Annotated in this window: 24 protein-coding genes; 12 read left to right on the top strand and 12 right to left on the bottom strand. The window is 66.6% G+C overall.

All coding sequences use genetic code 11. The features are described 5' to 3' along the window. Positions 1-139 precede the first annotated feature (139 nt). From ACNR9O_RS08565 to ACNR9O_RS08540, 6 genes are all read left to right on the top strand, one after another. Complete coding sequence (locus ACNR9O_RS08565) at positions 140-532, top strand: hypothetical protein (protein WP_473681541.1); 393 nt, start codon at positions 140-142, stop codon at positions 530-532. Positions 533-784: 252 nt separating this feature from the next. Further along, positions 785-1,588: an alpha/beta fold hydrolase gene (locus ACNR9O_RS08560; RefSeq protein WP_473681543.1), complete on the top strand. Its 804-nt coding sequence runs from the start codon at positions 785-787 to the stop codon at positions 1,586-1,588. Between the two features lie 164 nt (positions 1,589-1,752). After that, positions 1,753-4,179, top strand: a complete 2,427-nt coding sequence (locus ACNR9O_RS08555; RefSeq protein ID WP_473681545.1) for a glycoside hydrolase family 2 TIM barrel-domain containing protein — start codon at positions 1,753-1,755, stop codon at positions 4,177-4,179. 7 nt (positions 4,180-4,186) lie between these two features. After that, on the top strand, positions 4,187-4,612 hold the full coding sequence (locus tag ACNR9O_RS08550; protein ID WP_473681547.1) for a hypothetical protein: 426 nt from the start codon (positions 4,187-4,189) through the stop codon (positions 4,610-4,612). A 131-nt stretch (positions 4,613-4,743) separates the two neighbouring features. Continuing rightward, positions 4,744-5,811, top strand: coding sequence for a sialidase family protein (locus ACNR9O_RS08545; protein ID WP_473681549.1), 1,068 nt, complete (start codon positions 4,744-4,746; stop codon positions 5,809-5,811). Between the two features lie 104 nt (positions 5,812-5,915). Then, on the top strand, positions 5,916-6,395 hold the full coding sequence (locus tag ACNR9O_RS08540; RefSeq protein WP_473681551.1) for a VOC family protein: 480 nt from the start codon (positions 5,916-5,918) through the stop codon (positions 6,393-6,395). 57 nt (positions 6,396-6,452) lie between these two features. On the opposite strand, the gene ACNR9O_RS08535 is transcribed toward ACNR9O_RS08540, so the two are convergent. Together ACNR9O_RS08535 and ACNR9O_RS08530 are read right to left on the bottom strand one after the other, a co-directional pair. Next, a complete protein-coding gene (locus ACNR9O_RS08535) occupies positions 6,453-6,629 on the bottom strand; it encodes a hypothetical protein (RefSeq protein WP_473681553.1) in 177 nt (58 codons plus the stop codon). A gap of 108 nt (positions 6,630-6,737) precedes the next feature. Further along, positions 6,738-7,316, bottom strand: coding sequence for a TetR/AcrR family transcriptional regulator (locus tag ACNR9O_RS08530; protein ID WP_473681555.1), 579 nt, complete (start codon positions 7,314-7,316; stop codon positions 6,738-6,740). A 118-nt stretch (positions 7,317-7,434) separates the two neighbouring features. Between ACNR9O_RS08530 and ACNR9O_RS08525 the strand changes: the two genes are divergently transcribed. Further along, the gene (locus ACNR9O_RS08525) at positions 7,435-7,971 is read left to right on the top strand and encodes a hypothetical protein (RefSeq protein WP_473681557.1); all 537 of its coding nucleotides are present in this window, start codon (positions 7,435-7,437) and stop codon (positions 7,969-7,971) included. 18 nt (positions 7,972-7,989) lie between these two features. Here ACNR9O_RS08525 and ACNR9O_RS08520 read toward each other — a convergent pair whose 3' ends face one another. The 3 genes from ACNR9O_RS08520 to ACNR9O_RS08510 all read right to left on the bottom strand — a co-directional run bounded on the left by ACNR9O_RS08520 (position 7,990) and on the right by ACNR9O_RS08510 (position 10,147). Further along, positions 7,990-8,658 carry a Type 1 glutamine amidotransferase-like domain-containing protein gene (locus ACNR9O_RS08520; RefSeq protein ID WP_473681559.1) on the bottom strand — a complete coding sequence of 223 codons (669 nt, stop codon included), beginning with the start codon at positions 8,656-8,658 and terminating at the stop codon, positions 7,990-7,992. A gap of 156 nt (positions 8,659-8,814) precedes the next feature. Beyond that, positions 8,815-9,213, bottom strand: coding sequence for a RidA family protein (locus ACNR9O_RS08515; protein WP_473681561.1), 399 nt, complete (start codon positions 9,211-9,213; stop codon positions 8,815-8,817). A 229-nt stretch (positions 9,214-9,442) separates the two neighbouring features. After that, positions 9,443-10,147: a TetR/AcrR family transcriptional regulator gene (locus ACNR9O_RS08510; protein WP_473681563.1), complete on the bottom strand. Its 705-nt coding sequence runs from the start codon at positions 10,145-10,147 to the stop codon at positions 9,443-9,445. Between the two features lie 38 nt (positions 10,148-10,185). Between ACNR9O_RS08510 and ACNR9O_RS08505 the strand changes: the two genes are divergently transcribed. From ACNR9O_RS08505 to ACNR9O_RS08495, 3 genes are all read left to right on the top strand, one after another. Continuing rightward, positions 10,186-11,649 carry a phytoene desaturase family protein gene (locus tag ACNR9O_RS08505; protein ID WP_473681565.1) on the top strand — a complete coding sequence of 488 codons (1,464 nt, stop codon included), beginning with the start codon at positions 10,186-10,188 and terminating at the stop codon, positions 11,647-11,649. 55 nt (positions 11,650-11,704) lie between these two features. After that, positions 11,705-12,058, top strand: a complete 354-nt coding sequence (locus ACNR9O_RS08500; RefSeq protein WP_473681567.1) for a hypothetical protein — start codon at positions 11,705-11,707, stop codon at positions 12,056-12,058. Between the two features lie 120 nt (positions 12,059-12,178). After that, on the top strand, positions 12,179-12,667 hold the full coding sequence (locus ACNR9O_RS08495; protein WP_473681569.1) for a hypothetical protein: 489 nt from the start codon (positions 12,179-12,181) through the stop codon (positions 12,665-12,667). A 15-nt stretch (positions 12,668-12,682) separates the two neighbouring features. On the opposite strand, the gene ACNR9O_RS08490 is transcribed toward ACNR9O_RS08495, so the two are convergent. Then, on the bottom strand, positions 12,683-13,300 hold the full coding sequence (locus tag ACNR9O_RS08490; protein ID WP_473681571.1) for a CGNR zinc finger domain-containing protein: 618 nt from the start codon (positions 13,298-13,300) through the stop codon (positions 12,683-12,685). A gap of 93 nt (positions 13,301-13,393) precedes the next feature. On the opposite strand from ACNR9O_RS08490, the gene ACNR9O_RS08485 reads away from it, so the two are divergent. After that, positions 13,394-14,704 (top strand): hypothetical protein, encoded by a 1,311-nt coding sequence (locus ACNR9O_RS08485; RefSeq protein ID WP_473681573.1) that lies wholly within the window; start codon positions 13,394-13,396, stop codon positions 14,702-14,704. Positions 14,705-14,762: 58 nt separating this feature from the next. Here ACNR9O_RS08485 and ACNR9O_RS08480 read toward each other — a convergent pair whose 3' ends face one another. Beyond that, a complete protein-coding gene (locus ACNR9O_RS08480; RefSeq protein WP_473681575.1) occupies positions 14,763-15,884 on the bottom strand; it encodes an ABC transporter substrate-binding protein in 1,122 nt (373 codons plus the stop codon). A 260-nt stretch (positions 15,885-16,144) separates the two neighbouring features. On the opposite strand from ACNR9O_RS08480, the gene ACNR9O_RS08475 reads away from it, so the two are divergent. Beyond that, positions 16,145-16,990 carry a DoxX family membrane protein gene (locus tag ACNR9O_RS08475; RefSeq protein WP_473681577.1) on the top strand — a complete coding sequence of 282 codons (846 nt, stop codon included), beginning with the start codon at positions 16,145-16,147 and terminating at the stop codon, positions 16,988-16,990. 121 nt (positions 16,991-17,111) lie between these two features. Here ACNR9O_RS08475 and ACNR9O_RS08470 read toward each other — a convergent pair whose 3' ends face one another. From ACNR9O_RS08470 to ACNR9O_RS08450, 5 genes are all read right to left on the bottom strand, one after another. Next, the gene (locus ACNR9O_RS08470; protein WP_473681579.1) at positions 17,112-17,444 is read right to left on the bottom strand and encodes an antibiotic biosynthesis monooxygenase family protein; all 333 of its coding nucleotides are present in this window, start codon (positions 17,442-17,444) and stop codon (positions 17,112-17,114) included. A 76-nt stretch (positions 17,445-17,520) separates the two neighbouring features. Then, positions 17,521-19,374, bottom strand: a complete 1,854-nt coding sequence (locus ACNR9O_RS08465; RefSeq protein ID WP_473681581.1) for a glycoside hydrolase family 2 protein — start codon at positions 19,372-19,374, stop codon at positions 17,521-17,523. Positions 19,375-19,433: 59 nt separating this feature from the next. After that, a complete protein-coding gene (locus tag ACNR9O_RS08460) occupies positions 19,434-20,459 on the bottom strand; it encodes a sterol desaturase family protein (RefSeq protein WP_473681583.1) in 1,026 nt (341 codons plus the stop codon). A 134-nt stretch (positions 20,460-20,593) separates the two neighbouring features. Continuing rightward, positions 20,594-21,439, bottom strand: a complete 846-nt coding sequence (locus ACNR9O_RS08455) for a ribonuclease H-like domain-containing protein (protein ID WP_473681585.1) — start codon at positions 21,437-21,439, stop codon at positions 20,594-20,596. Then, positions 21,436-23,841 carry a DEAD/DEAH box helicase gene (locus ACNR9O_RS08450; RefSeq protein ID WP_473681587.1) on the bottom strand — a complete coding sequence of 802 codons (2,406 nt, stop codon included), beginning with the start codon at positions 23,839-23,841 and terminating at the stop codon, positions 21,436-21,438. Before ACNR9O_RS08450 ends, ACNR9O_RS08455 begins: the two co-directional genes overlap by 4 nt. Positions 23,842-23,912 lie beyond the last annotated feature (71 nt).

Raw genomic sequence — 23,912 nt, 5'->3', positions numbered from 1 at the left:
TTCGCCCAAGACTGGCCAATTGCAACTCCCGGCATGGACGATTTTGTGGTGGCGTCCAGCTGTCATGCCCCTAAAGAGTGAGTGCTTCGCGCCCCGCATGGGGATGCCGCGCGCAGAAGGCGGCACCTACGCTGAGCGCATGCAGCGACTTTTCTCGATGTTTCCGGCCGGCCTGCCGGGTGTCGGCCTGGCCTGCCTGCGGCTCGCGGCGGCGTTTGCGCTCTGCCTGGCCACCCAGTCGGCGCGCGCGCGGTTCCCGCTGGTGGCCTGGTCTCTGGAGGTGTTCTGCTTCCTGCTGATCATCGGCCTGGCGACGCCCGCGCTGGCGGCATGCTGCGCCATGGCCGGTACGTACGCATTGATCCACGGCGATGGTGCGGCGTGGCCGTGCGCGGGCGTCGCCATTCCGGCCGCCATCGCGCTCGCCCTGCTCGGGCCGGGCGCCTATTCCGTCGATGCCCGCTTGTTCGGCCGGAAAAGCGTCGTCCTCAACGATCCCGATGCACCCGGCGGGCGCAAGGATCGATCGTGATCGCATGTGCGTGTCCAGCGGACGACCGCCGTCCACGCACGGCATTGCCCCCACTCACAGCGACGCAGGATCAGCCATGAAACGCACCGCCATGCTCTTGATTGCAGGGACCCTGCTGACGGCGGCGCGGCAGCCTGTCCGCGCGACGCCAGCGCAGCCATGACATGAGCCGCCGCACGACGTGACGCCGCGCGCGGCTTGCGCGATGTCCGTCCCGAAAAGCTTCCCTGCCCCAACCCAAGGAGATCTGAAATGAGAAAAGCTCTTGCCTCTCTCGCGCTCGGCATCGGCACGATGCTGGCCATGAATACGTCCGCGCAGCCGGCCGCGCCCGTGATGCCCAAGCCCTCGAACAAGCCGGCCATCGTGCTGGTACACGGCGCGTTCGCCGACACTTCCAGCTGGAATGGCGTGGCCAGGATCCTGCGCAAGGACGGCTACTTCGTGATCGCCGCGGCCAACCCGCTGCGCGGCGCCAAGAGCGACGGCGCGTACATCGGCAGCCTGGTCGCCGATCTCAAGGAGCCGGTGGTGCTGGTCGGGCATTCGTACGGCGGCGACGTCATCACCGAAGCGGCCAATGGGCACGCCAACGTGAAGGCACTGGTCTATGTCAGCGCGTTTGCGCCCGAGCCGGGCGAGACGCTGGGTGAGCTGACCGGCAAGTTCCCGGGCAGCACGCTCGGCGAGGCCTTGGCGCCGCCAGCCGATCTCGCTGATGGCGGCAAGGATCTGTACATCCTGCAGGACAAGTTCCACGCCCAGTTCGCCGCCGACGTACCCGCTGCCGACGCCGCCCTGATGGCGATCACGCAGCGTCCGCTGCTGCAGGCGGCGCTCAATGAAAAGGCCGGCGTCGCTGCGTGGAAGAACCTGCCGTCCTGGTGGGTCTACGGCGATGCGGACAAGAACATCCCGCCGCAGGCCATGGCCTTCATGGCCAAGCGCGCGGCAGCCAAGGAGACGGTGGTGGTCAAGGGCGCCTCGCATGTCGTGATGCTGTCGCATCCGGACGTGGTGGCGCGGCTGATCGAGAAGGCTGCCGCCTCTCATTGAGCGAGCATCGTCGCCGGCGATCGCCTGAGACTGCCGCGCCGCAACGGCGAATTTCGTAAAGAAATTCGCCGTATTTCATCAATGACTCTCCGGGTGATCTGCGCCAACGTGGTTGGTGCCGCTCTTCCGCGGCACTGACTCCCGCTGCCGCCAACGAGCCGATGATGACCGCCAAGCATGGATGGGCCTTCTGCGTGGCCGTCGCCGCCGCCACTTTCCTGCCGCAAGCTGCCGCCGAGCAGCGCAGCCTGTCGCAGGACTGGCGATTCCGGCGCGGCGATGCCAAGGGTGCCGACGTAGCCGCGTACGACGATGGTGCATGGCGGCAGGTGTCGGTGCCGCACGACTGGTCGATCGAGGACAAGCCCGATGGCTCCCCGCCCTTCGATCGCGATGCCGTCAGCGGGCAGGATTCCGGTTATCTGCCCGGCGGCGTCGGCTGGTACCGGCGTCATCTCGTGCTCGATGCGCAGCAGGCGGCACAGATCGTGCGAATCCGTTTCGAGGCGATCTACATGGATGCCGACCTGTGGATCAACGGCGAGCATGTGGAGAAGCACCATTACGGCTATAGCGCGTTCACGGTCGATCTGACCGGCAAGGTGCATGCGGGCGACAACGTGCTGGCGATCCGGGTCGACCACGCCGATCCGTCGTCGCGCTGGTATGCCGGTTCCGGCCTGATCCGGCCGGTCGCGCTGGAGCTGCTGCCGCCCGTGCATATCGAACCGGACAGCATCCAGGTCACCACGCCGGTGGCTACCCGCGAGACAGGAAAGGTGGTCGCGCGCATGGCCGTCGCCAATGCCTCGCCAAAGGCGCAGAGCGTGGAGGTGATCTCGCGCATCCTGTCGCCGACCGGAAACACGGTGCGGCAGAGCGAACGCAAGGCGACGCTCGCGCCGGGGGCGCAGGCGACCGAAGAGGCCTCGTTCGAATTGAGCGAGCCGGCGCTCTGGTCGCCCGATTCGCCCAACCTTTACGTGCTCGAGCAGACCGTCCGCACCGCCGATGGCAAGTCGGATGTCCGCCGTACGCGGTTCGGCATCCGTACGATCGCCGTCGATGCGGTCCACGGACTGCGCATCAATGGTCAGTCGTTCGTGCTGCGCGGCGGCAACATTCATCACGACAACTACATGCTTGGCGCGGCCGGCCTGCCCGCTGCGGATGCGCGCAAGGTCGCACTGATGAAGGGCGCCGGCTACAACGCCATCCGCAGCGCGCACAACCCCGCCAGCCAGGCGACGCTCGATGCCGCGGATGAGCTGGGCATGCTGGTCGTCGACGAGGCGTTCGACGCGTGGAGTCGCAGCAAGAAGTCGCAGGATTACGCCCGCTTCTTCGCGCAGGACTGGCGCGCCGACCTGGACAGTCTCGTGCTGAGCGGACGCAATCATCCCAGCGTGCTGTTCTGGAGCATCGGCAACGAAATTCCCGAGCAAGGCACCGCGCCCGGCATCGAGACCGCGCGCCAGATGACCGCTCACGTCCGCCGGCTCGACACCACCCGCCCGATCACCCAGGCGGTCAGTTTCGGCGGGCCGGAAGCCGACGGCCAGTTCGCCGTGCTCGACGTAGCCGGCTACAACTATCACGCGAATCAGTTCGCCGAGGATCATCGGCGCTTTCCCGAACGGGTGATGTTCACTTCCGAGTCCACGCCGAAAGACGCCTTCGTCTATTGGCGCAGCGTCGAAACCATGCCGTGGGTGCTCGGCGACTTCGTCTGGACGGCCGTGGACTACATCGGCGAAACCGGCATCGGCTGGATGGGTTACAGCCAGGACTGGCAGAAGCTCGGCCCGTATCCGTGGCACCTCGCCTACTGCGGCGAGATCGACGCCACCGGGCGCAAGCGTCCGGCGGCTTATTACCGGGAAGTGCTGTGGAAAACCGGCATCGACCCGATCTCCGCTTTCGTCAAGCAGCCGCCTGGCACGGAGGATTTGCCGGATCGCCATCTCTTCCCGATCACGCCGCCGCATCTGGATTGGTCGCTGGACGACGTCCATCCGAGCTGGACCTGGCCGGGACAGGAAGGCCGGCCGCTCGACGTGGTCGTCTACGCCGAGTATCCCGAGGTGGAACTCCTGCTCAACGGCAAAAGCCTCGGGCGCCGGCCGGTCGGTGTGGAGACGCAGTACAAGGCGACCTATCAGGTGCCCTACGCACCCGGCCGCCTGGTTGCGGTCGGCTATCGCGACGGCCAGCCGGCCGCGCGCTGGGAATTGCGCACCGAGGCGGCCCCGGCGGCGCTGCGGCTATCGGTCGATCGCGCCCGCTTCCGCGCCAACGGGGAGGATCTGGCTTACGTCACCGCGGAACTCGTCGATGCCGATGGCGTGCCGATCTATGCGCAGGCGCATGACCTGCCGATGAGCGTTCATGTCGATGGCGCCGCGCGGCTGGCGGGTGTCGGCAACGGCGATCCGCACGATGCCTCCAGTTTTCAATCCGGCCGGCGACGCAGCTTCCACGGGCGGCTGGTTGCGGTGGTCAGGGCCGTGCAAGCCGGCGTCGCCACCGTACGCGTGGAGGCACCGGGCCTGCTGCCGCAGGAAGTACGCATCGACGCTATTTCACCGTAAGCCACGCATGCTCGCCACGCGCCTTGCCTGCCATGATGGCGCTTCGTTCTCCGGCGCTCAGATGGCTGCCCTGGTGCTCGTGCACTACCTATTTATCCACTTCGAGCTCGTCGAATCAGGCGAGGAAGCGCAGGGCATGGCCGGCTTCCAGAAAAAACGGGAACGGGCTGTCGGGACGCGATGGGCGCAAGGCCCTGGCCACATACGCCTACTGGCCTTTGCGTTCAACGGCGTAGCCAGGGGCTGCATAGCAATTATCGAATTCATGTCTGGTGATGGCGGGCGTGATGCTCGCTGCAGCCGTTCCGTCGCCCGGACTTCGGCGGTGCGCAAAGTGTTCCCGGTTGCCGCCTCAGCGGCTGGGTATCGTATCGACGATCACGAACGACGGATGTGGCACGGGGTTGGCGTTGTGGTGGCCGGGTGTCTTTGACCCACGGCTGAAAAAGTCCAGTCAATCGTGCCCCGTGCACTCGATGAGAGTCGCCGACATGCCCGCATGTTCATCTGGGCCAAGAGACATGCGAGACTGGATTTTCGCGTACATCACGAGTCGAGCTGTCGATGGAAGGCAAGCGGGTTTTACCGGTTGGTCTAGCCTTGAGCGGCGTGGCAGTCATGTCGTTCGCATCATTGGCGCCGGCAGCTTCAGCCCCCTCACCTACGGCCATCCGCGCGAGCGAATTCGTCGGCGCCATCCAGACCACACCGCAAAGCCACGCGGCGACGCTGGTGCAGACGCCGTCCGGGTTGGTTGCGGGATGGTTCGGTGGCAAGGAGGAGCGAGACCCAAGTGTGGGCATTTGGGTATCGAGGAAACGAGATGGGCGATGGTCCACGCCTGTCGAGGTTGCCAATGGCATGCAGCCGGACGGCACGCGTCTCCCGTCTTGGAATCCCGTGTTGTTCCGTACGACAGGGGGCAACATGATGCTTTTCTATAAGGTGGGCCCCGATCCTCGGCATTGGTGGGGCATGCTGAAAACCTCCAGTGACGACGGCGCGCATTGGTCGGCGCCGCGCCGGCTTCCGGATGGCGTGCTCGGGCCCATCAAGAACAAGCCGGTGCAGTTGGCCGATGGCACCATCGTCAGCCCATCCAGCACGGAGAGCGATCACTGGGTCGTGCACTTCGAGCGCTCCACGGATGGCGGCATCAGTTGGACCCGCATCGTGCCTCCGATGGGGGCGCAGCCTATCGAGGCGATCCAGCCGTCGCTGCTGGCGCATCGCGACGGACGCCTGCAGGCCGTCGGGCGCAGCAAGCAGGACAGGATCTTCAGTACCTGGTCCCGCGACGGCGGCCGCACCTGGTCGCCGATGCGCTTGCTGGATCTGCCCAACCCCAACTCGGGGATCGACGCGGTGGTTCTCGCCGATGGCCGTTCGCTCGTCGTCTACAACCCCACACGGCAAGGCAAGCAGTGGTCGGCTGGCCGTTGGCAGCTATCGGTAGCCCTATCTGGCGATGGCGAGCATTGGCACAAGGTTCTCGATCTGGAGAACACGCCGGGTGCCGAGTTCTCTTATCCGGCCGTCATCCAGACCGATGATGGCCTGGTTCACATCGTCTATACATGGAAACGGCAGCGGATCAGGCATGTCGTGGTCGATCCGCGAGCACTGAAGTGACGTAGCTGGCTGATGGGGCGATGTCGATTCGTCGCTTCCCCGTTCGTCGCAGGGATGGAGATGCCCTACTCCGCCTCAAACCAAGCCGAACCAGGAGACCTCGCATGAACAGCAAGAACACCATTTGCCTCTGGTACGACGGCACGGCCCTGGAGGCCGCCACCTTCTACGCCAAGACGTTCCCGGACAGCGCGGTCAACGCCGTCCACCATGCGCCGGGCGACTACCCGGACGGCAAGCAGGGCAATGTCCTGACGGTCGAGTTCACGGTCATGGGCATCCCCTGCCTGGGTCTGAATGGTGGTCCTGCGTTCAAGCACAACGAGGCGTTCTCGTTCCAGGTCGCGACGGACGACCAGGCCGAAACCGATCGCCTGTGGAACGCGATCATCGGCAACGGCGGCAGCCCGAGCGCCTGCGGCTGGTGCAAGGACAAGTGGGGCCTCTCGTGGCAGATCACCCCGCGCGCCCTGATGGCTGCGATCACCGACCCCGATCCCGCCGCGGCCAAGCGCGCGTTCGACGCCATGATGACGATGACCAAGATCGACATCGCCCAGATCGAGGCCGCTCGACGCGGCTGAGGCCGACGCGGCGTCGGCGTCCGTCGGCGCCCTCGTCATCGATGTCCAGACGCGGCGCTAGTCGATTCGAGCGGGCGGCGGAAAAATCGGCCGCTTGAAGCTCGGCGCCGGCAGCGTCACGTCGGTCGGCAGATCTTTCATTTCGCCCGTGCGCAGAAAGGCATACACCGCCTTCTTCGCCGCCAGCTCGTTGCGCAGCTGATAGAACGCGCCGTCGTGGCCGCCTCGATGCACGACGATGCCGCGGCCGCGGGAGAAGTACGCCGGCCTCGGCGAGGGGATTTGCGCGTTTCAAAGCGCTTTCGCCACGCCTGCCGGGCGCAACTCAGGACGCCGGTGGACCTAGTTCGGGTTGGTCGGCGCCAGCCGCTTCAGTGCGCCGGCAACGATGTCGCTGAAGACTTTCGCATCGCCATAGGCCCGCGCTGCCAACATGGCGCCGTACACCATGGCCATGAAAGCCTCGGCCTCCTGGCGAGCCGATCCCTGCAACTGGAAGCGACCCAGTTGAGCGCCGCGAGTCATCACTATTTCCAGCCAGTTGGACAGGTCGCGGAAATGCGCGCGCACCTCCTGCGCCAGATCCGCCGGCAGCGTCGGCAACTCGGTGGCGAGGATGCCGGCCACGCAGAAAGGCGCCGAGGCGTCGGCAATGCACTTCTCCCAATATCCCGTGTACATGCGCAGCTGCGCATCGGGGTCGAAAGCGCCATCGCCGAGCTGGCGCGTCTGCTCCACGATGACGGCGCGGGATTGCTCCACCACCGCCTTGGCCAGGTCCGACTTGGCGGGGAAATGGTGATGGATGCTCGCCTTGCGCACCTGCACCTCTTCGGCGACATCGGCATAGCTGAAGCCGTTGTATCCCCGGGTCTGGATCAGGTGGCGGGCGGAATCGATCAATTTCTGCTGTGTAGTCATAACAGCCATTCTATCACTAGGTAGGCTCATGAGGCTTTGTGTTCGGTCAAATCCATTGTTGTTGACAGCGCAATCTACCTACTAGTAGGTTTATTCGACTTTGATACGGAACCCTTCCATGAACTCGCTGCGCCATTTCTATTTCCTCCGCTCCGCCGTCGCCTTCTCCTGGGTCGCCCTTGCCTTTCTTGCAGCCGGCGCCCCGACGTCCGTCGTCGGCGCACTACTGGTGATCTACCCCGCCTGGGATGCGCTCGCCAACGTGATCGATGCCCGGCGAAGCGGAGGTCTCGACGTCAATCCCGGCCAGAGATTCAACGCACTCGTCAGCATCGTCACCGCGGCCTGCATGGCGGCGGCTTTCGCTCTGCACGGCAATGCGGGCGGTGTGCTGGTGTTCGGCGCCTGGGCGCTGCTCGCCGGGCTGTTTCAACTGGCGGTCGGCATTCAGCGCCGCAAGCTCGGCGGCCAGGCTTTCATGATGATCAGTGGCGCGCAATCGGCTGTGGCGGGCGTGTTCTTCATCATCAAATCCTTCGGCGTGGCGCCTACGATTGCCGAGCTCGCACCCTATGCCGCGTTCGGCGGCCTGTATTTCCTGCTGTCGGCGCTCTGGCTTACCTTCAAGCGCAACCGCGCCGAGGTCCCGGCGTGAGCGCGCGGTCTTCGCACACTAGCGCTCAAAGAGCCTCCAATGCCCCTCGGAGATAACCTCCACGGCACTGTCGACCACCTTGATCGCCGTCTCGTCATCGAGCGCGTAGCCCGGCACCGGCACGCGCGCGGCCCACTGCTCGGCGTCGGCCATGGTGTTCTCCGGGCAGGCGGGGTTGTCCAGGTGCGGAAAGATCGAGAAGTCGACCATGCCCAGCGCGCTGTCGCCGCCAGTGGCCGGCTTCCAGCCCACGAACTCTTCGCCGACGTGCGGAGCCATCACCATGCTGCCGGCGCTCAATCCCACATAGACCGTGTCGTTGAGCGACGGAAACAGATCCGTCAGGCCCGATTCGCGCATCCAGTGGTGCAGATACAGGACATCGCCACCACACACCAGCAGCGCATCGGTCTCCCGCACCAGGGGAACCCAGTTCTCCTTGTCGATGCTGGGCAGCGCGGTCAGCTCGAGCATGCCCACGGACTTCCAGCCCAGCTCGACCATGGGCGTAGGCGACTGCCCCGCGATCTGCCGCCACGTCATGACCGCGGTCCCGGGAAACATGCCGTACATCGCCGTGGGTATGCACAAGGCGGTGGATTCGGCGATGGGCTTGCCCAGCAAGTCCACGAGAGCGTCGCGGATGCTCGGGTTGCTGACCCCGCCGGAGGTGAGGAGAAGCTTCATTGCGCCTTCCTTGCCCATCGGGCGCCTGGGCCGACCTCGGCGAGGTATCGAAGCCTTCCGCCGCCGGATTCGAGGGCCGAGGAGTCAATCACGGCGCCTCGACCCGCACAAGTGAGCGAGTCGGCCGGCGCACGCGGAGCTCGCCCACTGACGGTTTCAGCCATCGATGACCGCGATGGCGTCGACCTCGACCAGGTACCCCGGCGATAGTGCCTTGACGCCCACCAGCACGTCGGCCGGCTTGTGATCTCCGAACAGCGTCACCCGGGCCGCCTCGATGATCGGCAGGTGCTCGTCACGGCTGTAATCGACGACATAGATCGTGATCTTGGCCACTTGCGCGGGCGTGGCGCCGGCGGCGGCAAGGGCCCGGCCGAGATTGGCGAAGACCTGGCGTGCCTGCGCCGCCAGATCGCCGTGGCCGACGAGTTTGCCGTGGACGTCTTCAGGCTCCTGCCCGGCGACGAATACCAGCCGGGCGCCCGTCGCGACGACCACCTGGGTGTAGGTCTGTGGCGTAGGCAGATCGTGGGGGTTGATGCATTCGAGCGCCATGTGTCGGTGACCTTCGGAGTGTTGACGTGTCTGAGGTGGCCGTGCGATGGCGAGATCAGCTCATGTTGCGTTGACGACTTTCTCCTGCACCTGCGTTCGCCGGATGAGGTCGTCACGCTCGAAGCTCTCTGAAGCCTGCGGCCGAATATGCCCATCATGATTGAAGCATCAGCACCCGCCTTCGCCCACTGGGGCGAACCCTGGCTCGCGCCCATACCCCGCGCGCCGGTCACTTCGAGTCGGCGGCTCCGGCCATGAAGAATTTAAGCGTCCGCACGAACTCGGCACGCAGGCTCGTCGCGTCATCCTCCAGCCAGCGGAGTACCGCGCCCAGATAGAGGAAATGCAAGTGACTGGCCAGCAGCGGCGCGGCCATGTCGCTGCGAACCTCGCCAGCTTCTTGCGCCTGCGCGATCAGCTGCGCGTAGAGCGGCAACATATCCGAGTCGCTCTGCCCGGGCTGCCCGTCGCCGATGGCCTGGAAGCGATAACGAATGTAAGGCGCGGCGTAGTCGCGGTGCGACTCCCACCATTGCGCCGAGGCGTCCAGGATCGCGGCAAGGCGCGTCTGCAGCGTGCGGCGTGCCATCGCCTTGTGCATCAGTGGCCCGAGGTCATTGGCCAGCTTGCCGTGCAGGGCATGCGCGAGCGCCGCCTCTTTCACGGGGAAGTGGTTGTACAGCGTGCCGCGGGCGACCCCTGCTTCGGCGGCGATCTGCTCCATCGTGACGGCGTCGTAGCCGAACTGCCAGAACAGTGTCAGCGCGACGGTCGAAAGATGATCGCGGGTGCGATCGCTTTTGCCGCGTTGTCGGGTTTGCGTGAGTGTGGACATGCCCAGCCTGATATTGAACAATGACCAATATTGAACATCGTTCAATATTGGTCGGGCAAGCATAACATGGGCGGCGATCACGAGCCGCTGCCGATGCATGCGATCCCGCGTTCGCCACGTCTGGTCGAGGTTATCCGATGTCCCGCACTGCCGTTCCCGTCATTATCATCGGTGCCGGCCTTTCCGGTCTTTCGGCTGCCTTGGCGCTGGCTCGCGCCGGCCGCGACGTGGTCGTGCTGGAGGCAGCCGATCAACCGGGCGGCTGCTGCTCCACCACCCGGGTGAACGGCTACACGTTCAACAACGGCGCCGTCTATGTGGCTGTACCGTCGCTGCTCCGCCGGACGTTCGGGCAGCTCGGGCTGGACTTCGACACACAGGTGCCGCTGGTGCCTGTCGACCATCCGCACGAAACACATCTGGACGACGGCACGGTGGTGCATCTGGGAGCGCTCGATACGGCCCGGGTGGAAGGTGCGCAAGGGTCCGCTCGCACCGCACTGTTGCGCGACGGCCTGCACAAGCTGCATGAGGATTGGCAGCCCCTTTATCGTCGATTGCTCGATGACGTGTTGCCGTTCGAGCCGTCCCTGCCGCGAACGCTGGCGCAGCTGTGGCGTTATCTGCCGAAGCTGGCCGGCCGCGCCGACCGCCTGATCGCACGTTATTTTCCGGATGCTTCGCTGCAGGCGGCCGTGGCCTCCATTCTTCTCTATACAGGCACTGCGCCCGAGCGCCTGCCGGCTTCCCAGCTCATCGGCCTGCTTGCCTTGCTGGAGGAAGGCTTTCATCTGCCGAGGACCGGTATGGGTGCGGTGACGTCAGCCTTATGGCAGGCGCTTCGGGAGAAAGGCGTGCCCGTGCGTTGCGGCTGCAAGGTCGAGCGGATCGAGGTCGGCAGCCATGGCGTGACAGGGGTGACGCTGGCGGATGGCACCCACTTGCCGGCGCGCGATGTCATCGCCACGTGCTCCGGCATCAGCGTAGTCAACCATTTGCTGCCCGCCGCGGCCTTGCCGCGCGCCTTGCGTCGGGTCGCGCGCAAAGCGCCGCTGTCGCACCGCGCCGTCGCCATCCAGCTCGGCGGTCACTTTGGCGGCCAGCCGAAGTCCTTCATCGTCAACCATGTTCCCGCCATGAACAGGCAAGGCGAGATGCACCGCGTCGCGACCGGCGTGCCTCGCTGGCTTTCCTGGACATCTCCCGGCCAGGTACTGGGCGACGTGGCGCCGGCCGGCAGGGCCGTCATCGAAATGTATGCACCGGTGTCCGGTATCGAAAATGCCGAACAGTGGACGAGCGCCATGACCGAACGCGCGCTGGAGGGACATCTGGCAGCGCTGCGGACGCATTTGCCGGCCATGCGCATCGACACGGTGAGGACGATGGATCCGCCCGCCTTCGCGCACGAGCGGCATCTATACGAGGGTGCGCTCTATGGCATCGCGCCGGGCGCCAATCCCAATGCCTATTTTCCGCATCGCACGGCGCTTCCGGGTTTGCATATGGCCGGCCAGACGACGTTTCCGGGTTTCGGCGTACCCACGGCCATGCTGTCGGGACTGCAGGCGGCGGCCGGCTTGCTGGCACAGGATCGATAGCAATCCCAGCGCGGTACTGGCGCACCATCGACAACGTCGCTTCGAGATCGCTTCCATGCCATCTGTCCCCGCCTTGCTCAGTGCCATGTACGACCTCGGCTTTGCGCTGTTTCACCTGACCTTCTGGCGATGGCTCGGGTGGCCTCGATCCCTCGAAGGCAGCGGACGTCTCAACCAAAGCATCACGCAGACGCTGAACCTGATGCTGAGCTACGTGTTCTTCGTCTATGCGGTGGCCATCGGCCTGGCTTCCGCGCCGGCCCGGTTGGCGCTGGCGGGATGCGGGTTCTGGCTGTTGAGGGCGCTGGCGCAGCCCGTGCTGTTCGCGAGGACGCGCCTGAGCTGGATCATGACGGCCGTGTTCGTCGTGGGCGCGGCGCTGCACGCCGCGGTCTATCTGCCGTACTGATGCAGCAGCATTGCCGGAGGCGCTCTTCCCCTGTGGGCTGACGCCATGAAGCAGTAGCCGTTCGCCGCCGCGGCCTATAGTCTTCTCCTCCCCTGGATGCTCAAGGATGAGGTGCTGCTCTTGGATGACACGACTGCCCGGCTGGTGCAACACAAGCGGAGCCTGTGGCGGGGCGCCCTCATTTCGCCATGGGTCGTGCCGGTGGGCCTGGCGCTTCTTCTCGGGATCGCCGCGCTCATCGGCAGCATTTTCGGCACCGACGAACACGTCCCGTCGGAGCCAGGCGTCGTCGTGGGGCTGCTTATTCTGGTCGTCGTCTTCGGCGTGCCGTTTACCTATCTGGTCACCTTCGTGTGCGTGGTTCCAGTGGCGCTCCTGCTGCGGTCGCTGCACGCGCTTTCGGCGGCCCGGCTATGCCTTTGGTGCGGCCTGCTCGGACCGGTGACCATGTATGCCTACGCGTGGTCTCTCAAAGGCCAGCCGGAGAAGATCCTGGAGCCGCTGGGCCTGGTCATGGCGACGAGCTACGGACTGATCTCCGGGGCGGCCTTCTGCATGGCATCCGGCGTGCGGCTGTTCGCGCGTCGCGGGCATCGGCCCGCATCTTGATAGAAGCCGCTGCCGTCAGGGCGGCAGTCCCCGCCGGTAGCGCGCCATCTTGTGCGCCGTGCCGCAGGTTTCCATGGCGCACCAGCGGCGGCGCCGGTTCTTGCTGGTGTCGAGGAAGAGCCACCCGCACGAACTCGTATTGGCGCAGCGGCGTAGCTGCGCCGACGCCGGGCCGCTCATCAGCTGCAACGCATCGAGCGCGATGCGCTGCAGCGGCAGCAGCGCATCGCGGGCCTCGCCCCGCCAATGCATCCGGCCATCCGGGCCGAGCGACTGATTCGCCCAGGCGCGATGCAGCCATCGATCGAGGCACTGAACAGCTTCTTCGGGAGCCGCCGTGCCGTCGATGCGCGATGCCAGCAGCGCATGCAGGTGATCGCGCAGTGTCCTCGCCTCGCGCATCCATGCGGCACGCTGGCGCGCGCTTTCGGGTGGAGCAATGGACTCGCCGGGATGGAGGGCGCCGGCACGTCGGCACCACTCGATATAGCGCTCGAACTGGCCGATGTAGTCCTCTGCCTCCGCCGCATAGCGATCGTGGATCGTGTTGACGAAATTGAGGCAAAGGCTCCCGCCGTCCAGACGGATGACGGCGATCGGGCGAGCCTGCGGGTGGCGCTTCCCTGGCGACATGCGGCAGTGCGGTCTCTTGCAGCGAGAACTTGACGTTACCGGTGAAATTAATTTAGACAGTAGCGAGCATCGAGGTCAATCCGGAGGGGTGAGATGGCGAATGCAAACGGTTCGAGCGAGTCCGGCATGGCGCCCGCGGCGCCCGGTCGCGTGTTCGCGATCTGGATACTCGCGCTTTCGCTGATCGGATGGGCGGGCACGGTGGCCGTCCTGGCGATCGGCGGCCGTCCCGATCCGGCCGCCTTGCGCGCCGTCGCGCCGCTGCTGGGCGACGAGTGGCGCTTCCGCATCGGCGACGATCCGCGCTGGGCCGGCGCGGATGTCGACGACAGCGGCTGGGAAACGGTGCAACTGGGCGCGCCGGCCAGCAGTCGCGACGGCGACGTCGGCCTGCCGAACTACGTCGGCGGCTGGATGGCGCACGGTCATCCCGGCTATCAGGGCTATGCCTGGTATCGGCGCGTAGTGACGGTGCCTGCGGGCGACCGCGCATGGGATGTGCTGGGCCCGACGCTCGTGGAAGACGGCTACGAGCTGTACTGGAACGGCGTGCGGCTGGGCGGGTCCGGGCGATTGGGCGCATCGCCCAGGGTCGTCGGCACACGCCCCTTGATCTTTCCGCTTCCCGCCGAGGCGGCCGGTACCCGCGGCGTGCTGGCCATTCGCGCCTTCATGCAGCCGGGCAACGATGCGGCGGCCGACAGCGGCGGCATCCATGTCGCGCCGACGCTGGCGCCGCGGCCGGAAAGTCACGCGCTCTACCGGGTCGAATGGTGGCGCTCCATTGCCGGCTACATCGTCGAAGTGGTCGAGCCGCTGGCGATGCTCGCCGTGATCGGCCTGGCGCTTGCGATCAGGCGACGCAGCAGCCATCCGGGTTTCATCGCGATGGTCTGCATCGCGCTCGCGCTGTCGGCGGTGAAACGCCTGGACAACGCGATCGTCTCGTGGACCGACCTGATGAGCCTGCCCACCTACGCCTGGTTGTCGAAAGTGCTCTGGATGCCGCTGAGCCTGGCCGCCTGGACGCTCGCCTGGAATCGCTGGAGCGCGCGCGCCTCGCGGGCCATCGATGCGGCGGCGCTGCTGCTTGCCGCGATGGGCGTCGTAGCCGGCCTGATGCAGCTGACGACCGTCACGCATGTCTTCCGGCTCGGCATGCTGGTGTTGCTGGCGTTGATCGCGGCCCGGGTGATCCGCAGCGGCCCGCTGCGCGGCCTGGCGCTCGTCACGATGCTTACCATCGTGGTGTCGCAGTACACCGGCGAGCTGGGCTCCATCGGCGTGCCCACCATCTGGTTTCCGTTCGGCATCGGAGTGACGCTCACGCAATACATCTATGGCATCGCGATACCGCTGCTGGCCTGGCTGATCGTGCGGACGTTGCACACACGGGATTCCTGATCGCTCTGTTTCACCGTCATTCCGGCGCGGGCCGGAATGACGGGCAAGCGCCGAGGCCTCAGGCGAGCGCGCCCATCGCCTTGCGTTCGTCGTCGGCGCGAAGCACTCGGATATCAGCGGGGCTGGCTTCATCGCGCTCGACCACCTGGATCGGCGCGGCGGCCCATTGCCAGACGGGCACGCCCGGCATCCGGGAAAACCGGATGCGCCCGCGCGTGCCCTCGGTGTCGACACGCGACCATGCCTGCGCCGTGCGCAAGGCATCCATGCCTTGCGCGCGCAGTACATCGGCGATGACGCTGATCGTGTCATAGCCCTCCAGGGCGACGAAGGAAGGCGCTTCGGCGAGCGCATCGTGGAGACGCCGTTCGACGTCCGCGCCAGCAGCGCTCAGGCGCTCGTGCCGGTAACGCAAAAACGGAATGCCCGCACCCGCACGGCCCAGCGCATCCATCCACCCGGCAAACTCCGGTTGACCGGCCGGCGCGCCGAGCTCGAGGCCGGACAGGCGCGCGTCGCCCCGGATGGACTTGACCAGCGACGCCGCCAGATCGGTGGCGCCGACCAGCAGCAACAGCGCGGTCGCGCCATCACTGACGAGCTGGTCGCACAACGCCGACGGCGTCAGCTCGCGCACGTCGTGCTCGGTGACGATGGCACCCTGAGGCGCCAGACGATCACGCAGAATGCGCACGCCCGAGGCCCAGTAAACATTCGGATGGATCGCCACGGCGATCCGGCGATGGCCCGCGTGCAGCAGATAGTCGGCGAAGAGTGTCCAGCCGCGCGATTGCGGCGGCGACAGGCGTGCCACCTTGTCGACCGGCAGATCGGTCAAGGCATCGAGCACGGCCGACGAGCACAGAAACGGCAGGCAGAGCGCTTCGGCATGAGCGGCGGCGGCGCGGGCCACCACGCTGTGATACTCCCCCGCCACGGCGACTACGCCGGCGCGAGCCATGTCCTCGATGGCGGCGATCGCCTGCTGCGGATCGGCCGCGGTATCCCGCACCATCAGCGCCACGGGACGACCGGCGATGCCTCCGCTTGCGTTGAGGTCGTGGACCGCAAGCTCGAGTCCCGCCAGCAAGTGTCGGCCGGCATCCGTCCAGCCCGGGCGGGTCAGCGGTGCGAGCGCGCCGATACGGATGGCCGTGCTTTCTACGATTGGCGTCGTCATGCGTTGCGTCGTCTCCCTTGCTCTGATGGGTTGTACGGCGGCGGGGCCGCCGCGATTCCTTGCGGCCTGTCGATGCCGTGCGGCAGTGCCACTGGCGCATCGCGGAGCCGGTAGATTACGCTGCATCGGCTTCATCGATGGCGGCCACGTCGATACCCGCGTTGCCAACCTCCGTGCCGCCAGGCCTGTGCAGAATCCGATAGCCATCCGCCTTCAGTACCGCCGCCTTGCGCCACGCGCAGCACGAGGGAGACCGAGGTATGGAACGATCGATTCACGCCGTCCAGCCGGGTGCCATGACCGCCGCGAAAGCCGACTCCGCCAGCCTGGCGTATGTGGCCTTTGCACTGGTCATGGCCGCGCTCGGCCTCATCGGGCTGATCTACGGTGACGTCGCGCTGGTCTGGCAGCGCATTCCCATCGAGCACCTTCCGGGGCAGCAGTGGCTCGCCTATGCCTTTGCCGTGATCGAGCTGGGAACCGGCCTCGCGCTGCTCTTTCATGCCAGCGCCAGGCTGGCCGCCACCGTCCTGTTCGTCTACATGGTGCTGTGGGCCCTACTGCTGAAACTTCCCGCGGTAGTGGCGGTGCCGCAGATGGAAGCGACGTGGCTGGGCTTTGGCGAAATCGCCGTGATCTGCGCCGGCGCCTGGGTGATCTATGCATGGCGTGCGAGCGAACGCTCCTTTCTCGGCGGCGCCAAAGGCATTCGCCATGCCCGCGTGCTGTTCGCCCTCTGCCTGCCGATGATCGGTCTTTCCCATTTCTTCTACAGCCCGCAGACGGTCGAGCTGGTGCCCGGCTGGCTGCCTTCGCCGCTGAGCTGGGCCTACCTCACCGGCGCCGGCAGCATCGCCGCCTGCCTGGGCATGCTGTTCGGCATCTTCCCGCGACTGGCGGCGGCGCTCGAGGCGGCGATGCTCAGCATCATCACGCTGCTGGTGTGGGGGCCGAAACTGTTCGCCATGCCGCTGGATCGCCTGGCCGTCACCGCCTTCCTGATCTCGGCCGCCATCGCGTGCGGCGCCTGGGTCGTGGCGGCTTCGTACGGCAACCTGCCCTGGTTCGACACGCGCTCGCCGGCGTGGAAAACGCCGGCGGCGTGAAGGCTCGCCACGACTCGTGATACTCGCCGGACTGTTGCGGTTTGGCGTCGCAGAAGTCGATTCGGCGAGAAGGCACCACGGTGACGCCTTGCTACCGGTTGCTCGAATCAGGCGACGATGGTCAGTCCGCCCGCGGCAACGGCGCCAGGAAGTCGGCGACGGGTTCGAGGATCAGCTCGGGCAGGCTTTCGGCAATGGCCGCGCGCAACTGTTGCCAGGCTTCGGGATCGACCGAGGGCCGGGCGAGGCCCTCAGCTTTGGCCGCCGCGGACGGCCACTGCGTATAGCTGTACCAGATGTCGTCCGGCCCCCGATGCAGGCGCGAACCCAGCGAGCCGCGCTCGCTTCGAAGCAATCCGGTTACGCGCGACCAGGCCTGCACGACGGCCTCTTCGGCGCCTGGATGGAGGCGCCAGCGATAGATGGCGCAGAACGCGGGGTTGGCTGGATCCATGTCGGTGGGTGGCCAGATGCGATCGTTAATGACCGGGCGGACACTAGCATCTGCCGCCCGGCTTCGCTCGAACATCTCAAGGCTGCGCTCCCGCCCGTATCACCGCCTCGTTGATCGCTCGCACTTTGGACGTCTCCACCTTCTGGATCATGCGGTCGTAGGTGAGCAGGCCGTTGTGCTCGCCTTCGACATCGGTGATCTGGGTGTAGACGCTGCCGGACATGCCTGTGGCGATGCCCTTGTCGAGCAGTACGCTCGTGTTGGCGACGTAGCCGTCGATCAGCGCGGCGCGATCGGCCACGGCGCCATAGGGGTTGATCGCCGTGTTGGGCCACACATGGCCCGGCACGCCAAGGGTCAGGCCGCCGTGCTCGCCGTCGATGGCGGCGCGCTCCGCATCCGGGCTGGGCAGACCGGGGCCCTGATAGTCGTGCACGTCGTAGACGTCGCCGGCGTGCGGATCGCCTTTCATGTCGCAGCAGTTGGCGCCACTGCGCGCATCGACCAGACGGGAGGGATCGAGCTGCTTGACCTGCGCAGCCACTTCGGCGGCAGCCGGGATGCTCCACTGGCCCCAGCCTTCGTTGAACGGGATCCAGCCGATGATCGACGTCTCGCTTCTGAGCTGCTCGACGATGGCCGAAACATCGGCGCGGAACGCCGTCTTGTCGGCCTCGCTGAGCTTGTCGTTGCGATCGGTCGGCAGCGCGGGCATGTCCTGCCATACCATCAGCCCGATGCGGTCGGTCCAGTAGTACCAGCGCGCCGGCTCCACCTTGATGTGCTTGCGGATGGTGTTGAAGCCAAGATCCTTGGTTTTCTGGATGTCGAACTTGAGCGCCGTATCGGTAGGCGCGGTATGCAGGCCGTCCGGCCAGTAGCCCTGGTCGAGCGTGGCCAGGAGAAACGTCGGCTTGCCGTTGAGCACGATGCGATTGCGCCCGCCCACCTGCTTCACGGCAATGGTGCGCAGGCCGGCATAGCTGGTCGCCTCATCGCGCTGATCGCCCTGCGTGAGCGTGGCCTTGAAGGTGTACAGGAACGGATCGTCGGGGCTCCACAGATGCGGGTCGGCGATGGCCAGGTGCAGCGGCTGGCCGGCCGGGCCACTAGCCTCGCCCGCCGGCTTGCCGTCCGCATAGGCGATCACGCGCAAGGTGGCGGCGCCGCCGCGGCCCTGCAACGTCGAAGTGACGGTGAAGGCGTCCAGGCTGTTCGACGGCGTGAACACCAGTTGCGCCAGACTGGTCGCCGGCACCGGCTCCAGCCATACCGATTGCCAGATCCCCGAAGCGGCGGTGTAGAAGATCCCCTCGGGCTTCAGCCGCTGCTTGCCGACCATGATGTTGGCGGCATCCACCGGCGCATGCACGGTGACCACGATTTCCTGGGGCCCTCGCGCATGCAGCGCCGGCGTGATGTCGGCGCTGAAGGAGGTGTAGCCGCCGGTGTGCTTCGCCACCTGCTGGCCGTTGACGTACACGACGGCCTCGTGACTTACCGCGCCGAAGTTCAGGCGCACGCGCTGGCCGTGCGCGGTGAAGTCGGCGGGGATGTCCACCAATCGGCGGTAGACCATATCGTCTGCATGCTGCTGCACGCCGGACAGCACCGATTCGACTGGATACGGCACCAGCACCCGCCCTTGCAGCGCCTGACCGAACGACGGCGCAGCCTGTCCGTCGGCGGGCGCGTATTGCCACAGTCCATTGAGGCTCATCCAGCGCGCACGCGCCAGTTGCGGACGCGGATATTCGGGCAGCGCGTTATCGGGCGACACCTCGGCCGTCCATGGCGTGGCCAGCGGCGGCGCCTTGCCGCTCCAGGTCGTCGCCTGATCCGGCGCGGCCAGCACCGTCGAGGCGAGGCCTGCGGCCATGGTCGCGGCGATCCAGCTGCCCGTGCGCACTGCTCTGCTGTTACCCGTCATCCGCCCTTTCCTCCTCGTATCGCGCGGGACGGCGCCATGCGCCGCCGCCCGCATGGTGGTCAATGGTTCGAGATCGGCATGGCCTGCGGCACCTCGGCGCCGGCCTGCTCCGCCCGCAGCGCGGCCTTGGCCACCTTGGCGGTGTGGTGATCGCCGTCGTGGCTCCAGCCCGGCGGCATCAGCAGGTACAGCAGCTTGTTATGCAGGCCCGGCGCATGCCACACGTCCCGCGCCAGCAGCCAGAGCTCGCCCAGGTAGGCGTCGAGCACGCTGAAGGGTTTGACGGGCCGGGTGATGCCATATTCGATGCGCACGTCGTCGCGCAGATCCTGGTAGGTACCGAACACGCGATCCCAGATCGGCAGCAGGTTGCAGAAGTTGGTATCCATGTAGACCACGTTGCGCGCGTGGTGGACACGATGATGCGCGGGCGTCAGCACCACGCGGTAAAGCACGCCGAGCTTGCCCTTGGGCAAGACGTGTTCACCGAGGTGGATGAGCTGCCCCCAGAACCCGTCGATGACCATGATCAGGACCAGCAACGGCGGGCTCACGCCCAGCAGCATGCAGATGCTGGTGCGTACGAAATCGGCATACGGCGCCTCGAGGAAGATATGCGCGTAGTTGACGGAGAGATTCATCGCCACCGGCGCGTGGTGCGTCGAATGCAGGCACCACAGCAGGCGCACCTTGTGCGCCAGGAAGTGATAGACGAAGTGCGCCAGCTCCCACACCACGTAGCCGTATAGCAGTCCGTACCAGGTCAACCCGGCTTGGAACGGCGCGAACCGGTTGAACAGCCCGATGCAGAAGCCGACCACGGCAATGGTGAGGAAGCTGCCGATGACACGGTTGAGCACCATCACCAAGAGCGGGACCTGGTAATCCTCGCGCCGGACCCGACGCAGGATCACGCCTCGCGCCAGCTCGAACACCAGCAGCAGAGGAATGATCGGCGCGAGCAGCTTGGCGAAGCCGTCCACGGTGAGCAGGGCCCGGTAATCGCCGGACGCGAACAGCGCCAGCCACGAATCCAGGCCGAAAAAGCCGGACAACTGACTAAGGATCCCCTTCCAGATATCCATGACAGCCCCTCTGCAGTGACAACCCCGGCAGCTTCGCCGGGCACCTGGCACCCCCTTGCCGCCCGGAATTTGTCACGATCCAAATCCTCATACAAGCGCAACTGCAACATGGGCCGGGGCCCATCGCCTGATCGCTACAGCGTGGCGCTGGCCGAGGCCGTCTCCAGTGCGGCCATGCGGCCCAGCACGCCGGCCAGGCTGCGCAAGTCCTGCGCGTTGTGCTTGAGCACGCGATACAGATCCGTCGGATCGCCCGCGCGCAGAAAGCGCAGCCAGGCCGCCGGTGCCTGCGCGCCGGGAAGATCATCTTCGCGCACCACGCCCAGCAGCTGGCGTTCGGCGGTCGCGAGCTTGCAGTTGGGCCAGTGCGCGCGCCAACGCCTGCGCACCGGATGCAGCAGGTCGATATGCCGCAGGCCGATCAGCGGATTGGCGACCTGCCCCAGCCGGAAGCGCGTAGCCAGCAAGGGGGCGTCGTAGCTCTTGCCGTTGTAGGTGGTCATGACCGTGGTGGGCGCGATCCACGCGCGCAGCCGTTCGAGCATCGCCGTCTCGCCCGACAGCGCGGTGATGGTCAGCTGGCTCAGCACGAACCGCCCGTCTTGCCAGCGCGCCACGCCGATCATGAAGGCGCGCGTGCCCGTGCCGCCGGCGAGCCCGGTGGTCTCGGTATCGAGAAACAGCAGGTCCGCCGGGTCGACTCGCTCCGGCACCTTGGCGAACGAAGCATCGAACGGCGCCGGTGCCGGCGGCCACGCCGAGCTGGCCTCGGCAAGCCATAACCCTGGCGCCACTTCCCGGCCAAGGCCGCTCGGCGTCGCGGCCGCGAGTGCCGGTCGTGCCGGCGCGGGCCGGCGTACCGCGAGCAGGCGTCCAAGCTCGGCAGGCAAGCGCGGCCTGGTGACGGCGGGCGCCACGACGACAGCGGCTGCGCCGGCCTGATCGCGCAGCCGTCGCAGGCGGGCGGCGAGATCGGTCACAGGTCGGCCAGCAAGGCGAGAACGGTGGTGCCGAGTTCCTTCATCGAACGCGCCGCGCTTTCGTCCGAAGCAAGCACCGGACCCACGCATGCCGGACAGCCCAGCCGGCAGTCGCAGCAGGCGATCAACGCGCGCGCGCGATCCACCAGCTCCGCGCGACGATCGAACAGCGGTGCGCTCAGGCCGGCCCCGCCAGGAAAGGCATCGTAGAGATACAGCGTCGGAATGAACGGCGCGTTCGGCGCCTGCGGCTCTTCGCCCCAGCCGGTATGGACGCGGGCATGTCCCGAACTGTCCGGCGTCGCGAACCAGGCACCGTCGCCACTGCCCACCGCCTTCTGCAAATCGCGCACCTCGGCCATCACGGCGACGGTGGCCACGGTATGCAGCGCGGTTGCGGCCGCGAGAAATCCGTCCAGGGCGTCCTGGCGCCGCTCGAAGGTGTCGTCGAGCGTGCGCTGCGCGAGCGCCCACCACACGGCGGTCGTGTGCAGTTCGCTGTCCGGCAGGTTGACGTTGCCGTAGCCGATGTTCTCGTGCGTGTAATAGCGGATCTTCTTGTAGCCGGCGACGCGGCGCACGACATGCACTTCGCCGTGATGACATTCGCCTCGTCCGGATGGCGAGGCGTCGAAACCATCCAGCACCTTGAGCCGCGTGTAGTCGATGGCATCCGTGTAGTAGTCCACTTCGGTGCGCGTCACGAAGGCCTTGCGCCCGGTCCAGTCCAGCCGCTCCACTTGATAAGGCGTGGACTGCACCATGTGGATCGCGCCTTCGTACAGCGTGAGCGGCGCCGCGCTGTAGTCGACCTCGGCGATGATGGTCTGGCGCCCGCCGGTCCGGTCCACCACCACGAAGTTGCCTTCCGCGACGGAGCGCAAGGACACCGCGTTGGCCGGATAGCTGTCGGCGATCCACTCGAAACGCTCGCCTTCGCGATGCAGCACGCCTTCGTCGGCGAGCACTTCCAGCCACGGTTCCGCCAGCTGTCCGCCGAATGCGTCGCCCGCGCGGAACGGCAGCTCGAAAGCCGCGCAGCGAATGTGATCCAGCAGGATCAGCGGCTGGTCCTGCGCGATGCGCGCGTGCTCGGGCGAGGCGTCCTGGAAATACTCCGGATGGCGCACGAGGTACTGGTCCAGCGGCTCGCTCGACGCGACCAGCACGCCGAGCGATGGCTGCAGGCGTCGGCCGGCGCGGCCGAAGCGCTGCCAGGTGGCCGCCACCGAGCCCGGATAGCCGTTGAGGATGGTGACGTCCAGCGCGCCGATGTCGACGCCCAGTTCCAGCGCCGAGGTGCTGACGATGCCGTCCACCTGCCCTGCCCGCATGTCGCGCTCCGCCTGCCGGCGCTCGGTGGGCAGGTAACCGCCGCGATAGGCGCGGATGCGCGGCGGCTTGCGCGGATCGTGGTCGAACACGTCCTTGAGGTACTTCGTCAGCACCTCGACCATCAGGCGACTTTGCGCGAACACCAGCGTCTTCAGCCCCGCGCGGATGGCCGTGCGCGCGATGCGGTTGGTCTGGCTGCGCGCCGACGCGCGCAGGCCGAGATCGGCGTTGACCACCGGCGGATTCCACAGCAGCACATGCCTCGGACCGCATGGTGCGCCGCTCTCCAGAATCGGCGTGACAGGCTGCTCGATCAGCGCCGTAGCGTGCTCGGCCGGGTTGCCGATGGTCGCCGAGCACAGGATGAATTGCGGCGACACGCCGTAGAACGCGCACACCCGGCGCAGCCGCCGCAACACGTTGGCCACGTGCGAGCCGAAGACGCCGCGATAGGTGTGCACTTCGTCGATCACCACATAGCGCAGGTTCTCGAAGAACTGCGCCCACTTGGTGTGATGCGGCAGGATCGCCTGGTGCAGCATGTCCGGATTGCTCACCACCACGTCGCCATGCAGCCGGATCGCCTGACGCGCATCGCCCGGCGTGTCGCCGTCGAAGGTGAAGGCGCGCACGCCCAGGTCGCCGGCCGCATTGAGTTCGAGCAGCTCGGCCACCTGGTCCTGAGCCAGCGCCTTGGTCGGAAACAGATAGAGCGCCTTCTTGCCCTGGGTCATCACCGAGGTCACCACCGGCAAGGTGAAGCACAGCGATTTGCCGGAAGCGGTCGGCGTGGCGACCACGAGATGCTCGCCACGGGCGGCGGCCGACCACGCGCGACCCTGATGCTCGTACAGCTCGGCCACGCCGCGGGCGCGCAGGGCGGCGGCCAGCGGCGCGGGCATTGCGTCCGGCAGCGGCACGTAACGCCCTTCCCTGCCTTCCACCACGAAGTGGCCGGTAATGCGATCGCCATGGCGCTGGACCAGCCGGCCGGCCAGCTCGGCGCCGCTCAACGGCGCGAGCCGGATGTCGTCTTCGTCCGCGATGGCGGGCAGCGGGGCGCGCATGGGTGATCTCCAAGACAAAAGCCTCCGCATTCGAATGCCCGGCCGTCTCACGGACTGAGACGGGCCGGCCG

Source organism: Dyella sp. CR10, from assembly GCF_055814425.1.
The sequence above is the reverse complement of the archived record's forward strand: the minus strand, read 5'-3'. Positions and strand labels throughout refer to the sequence as shown.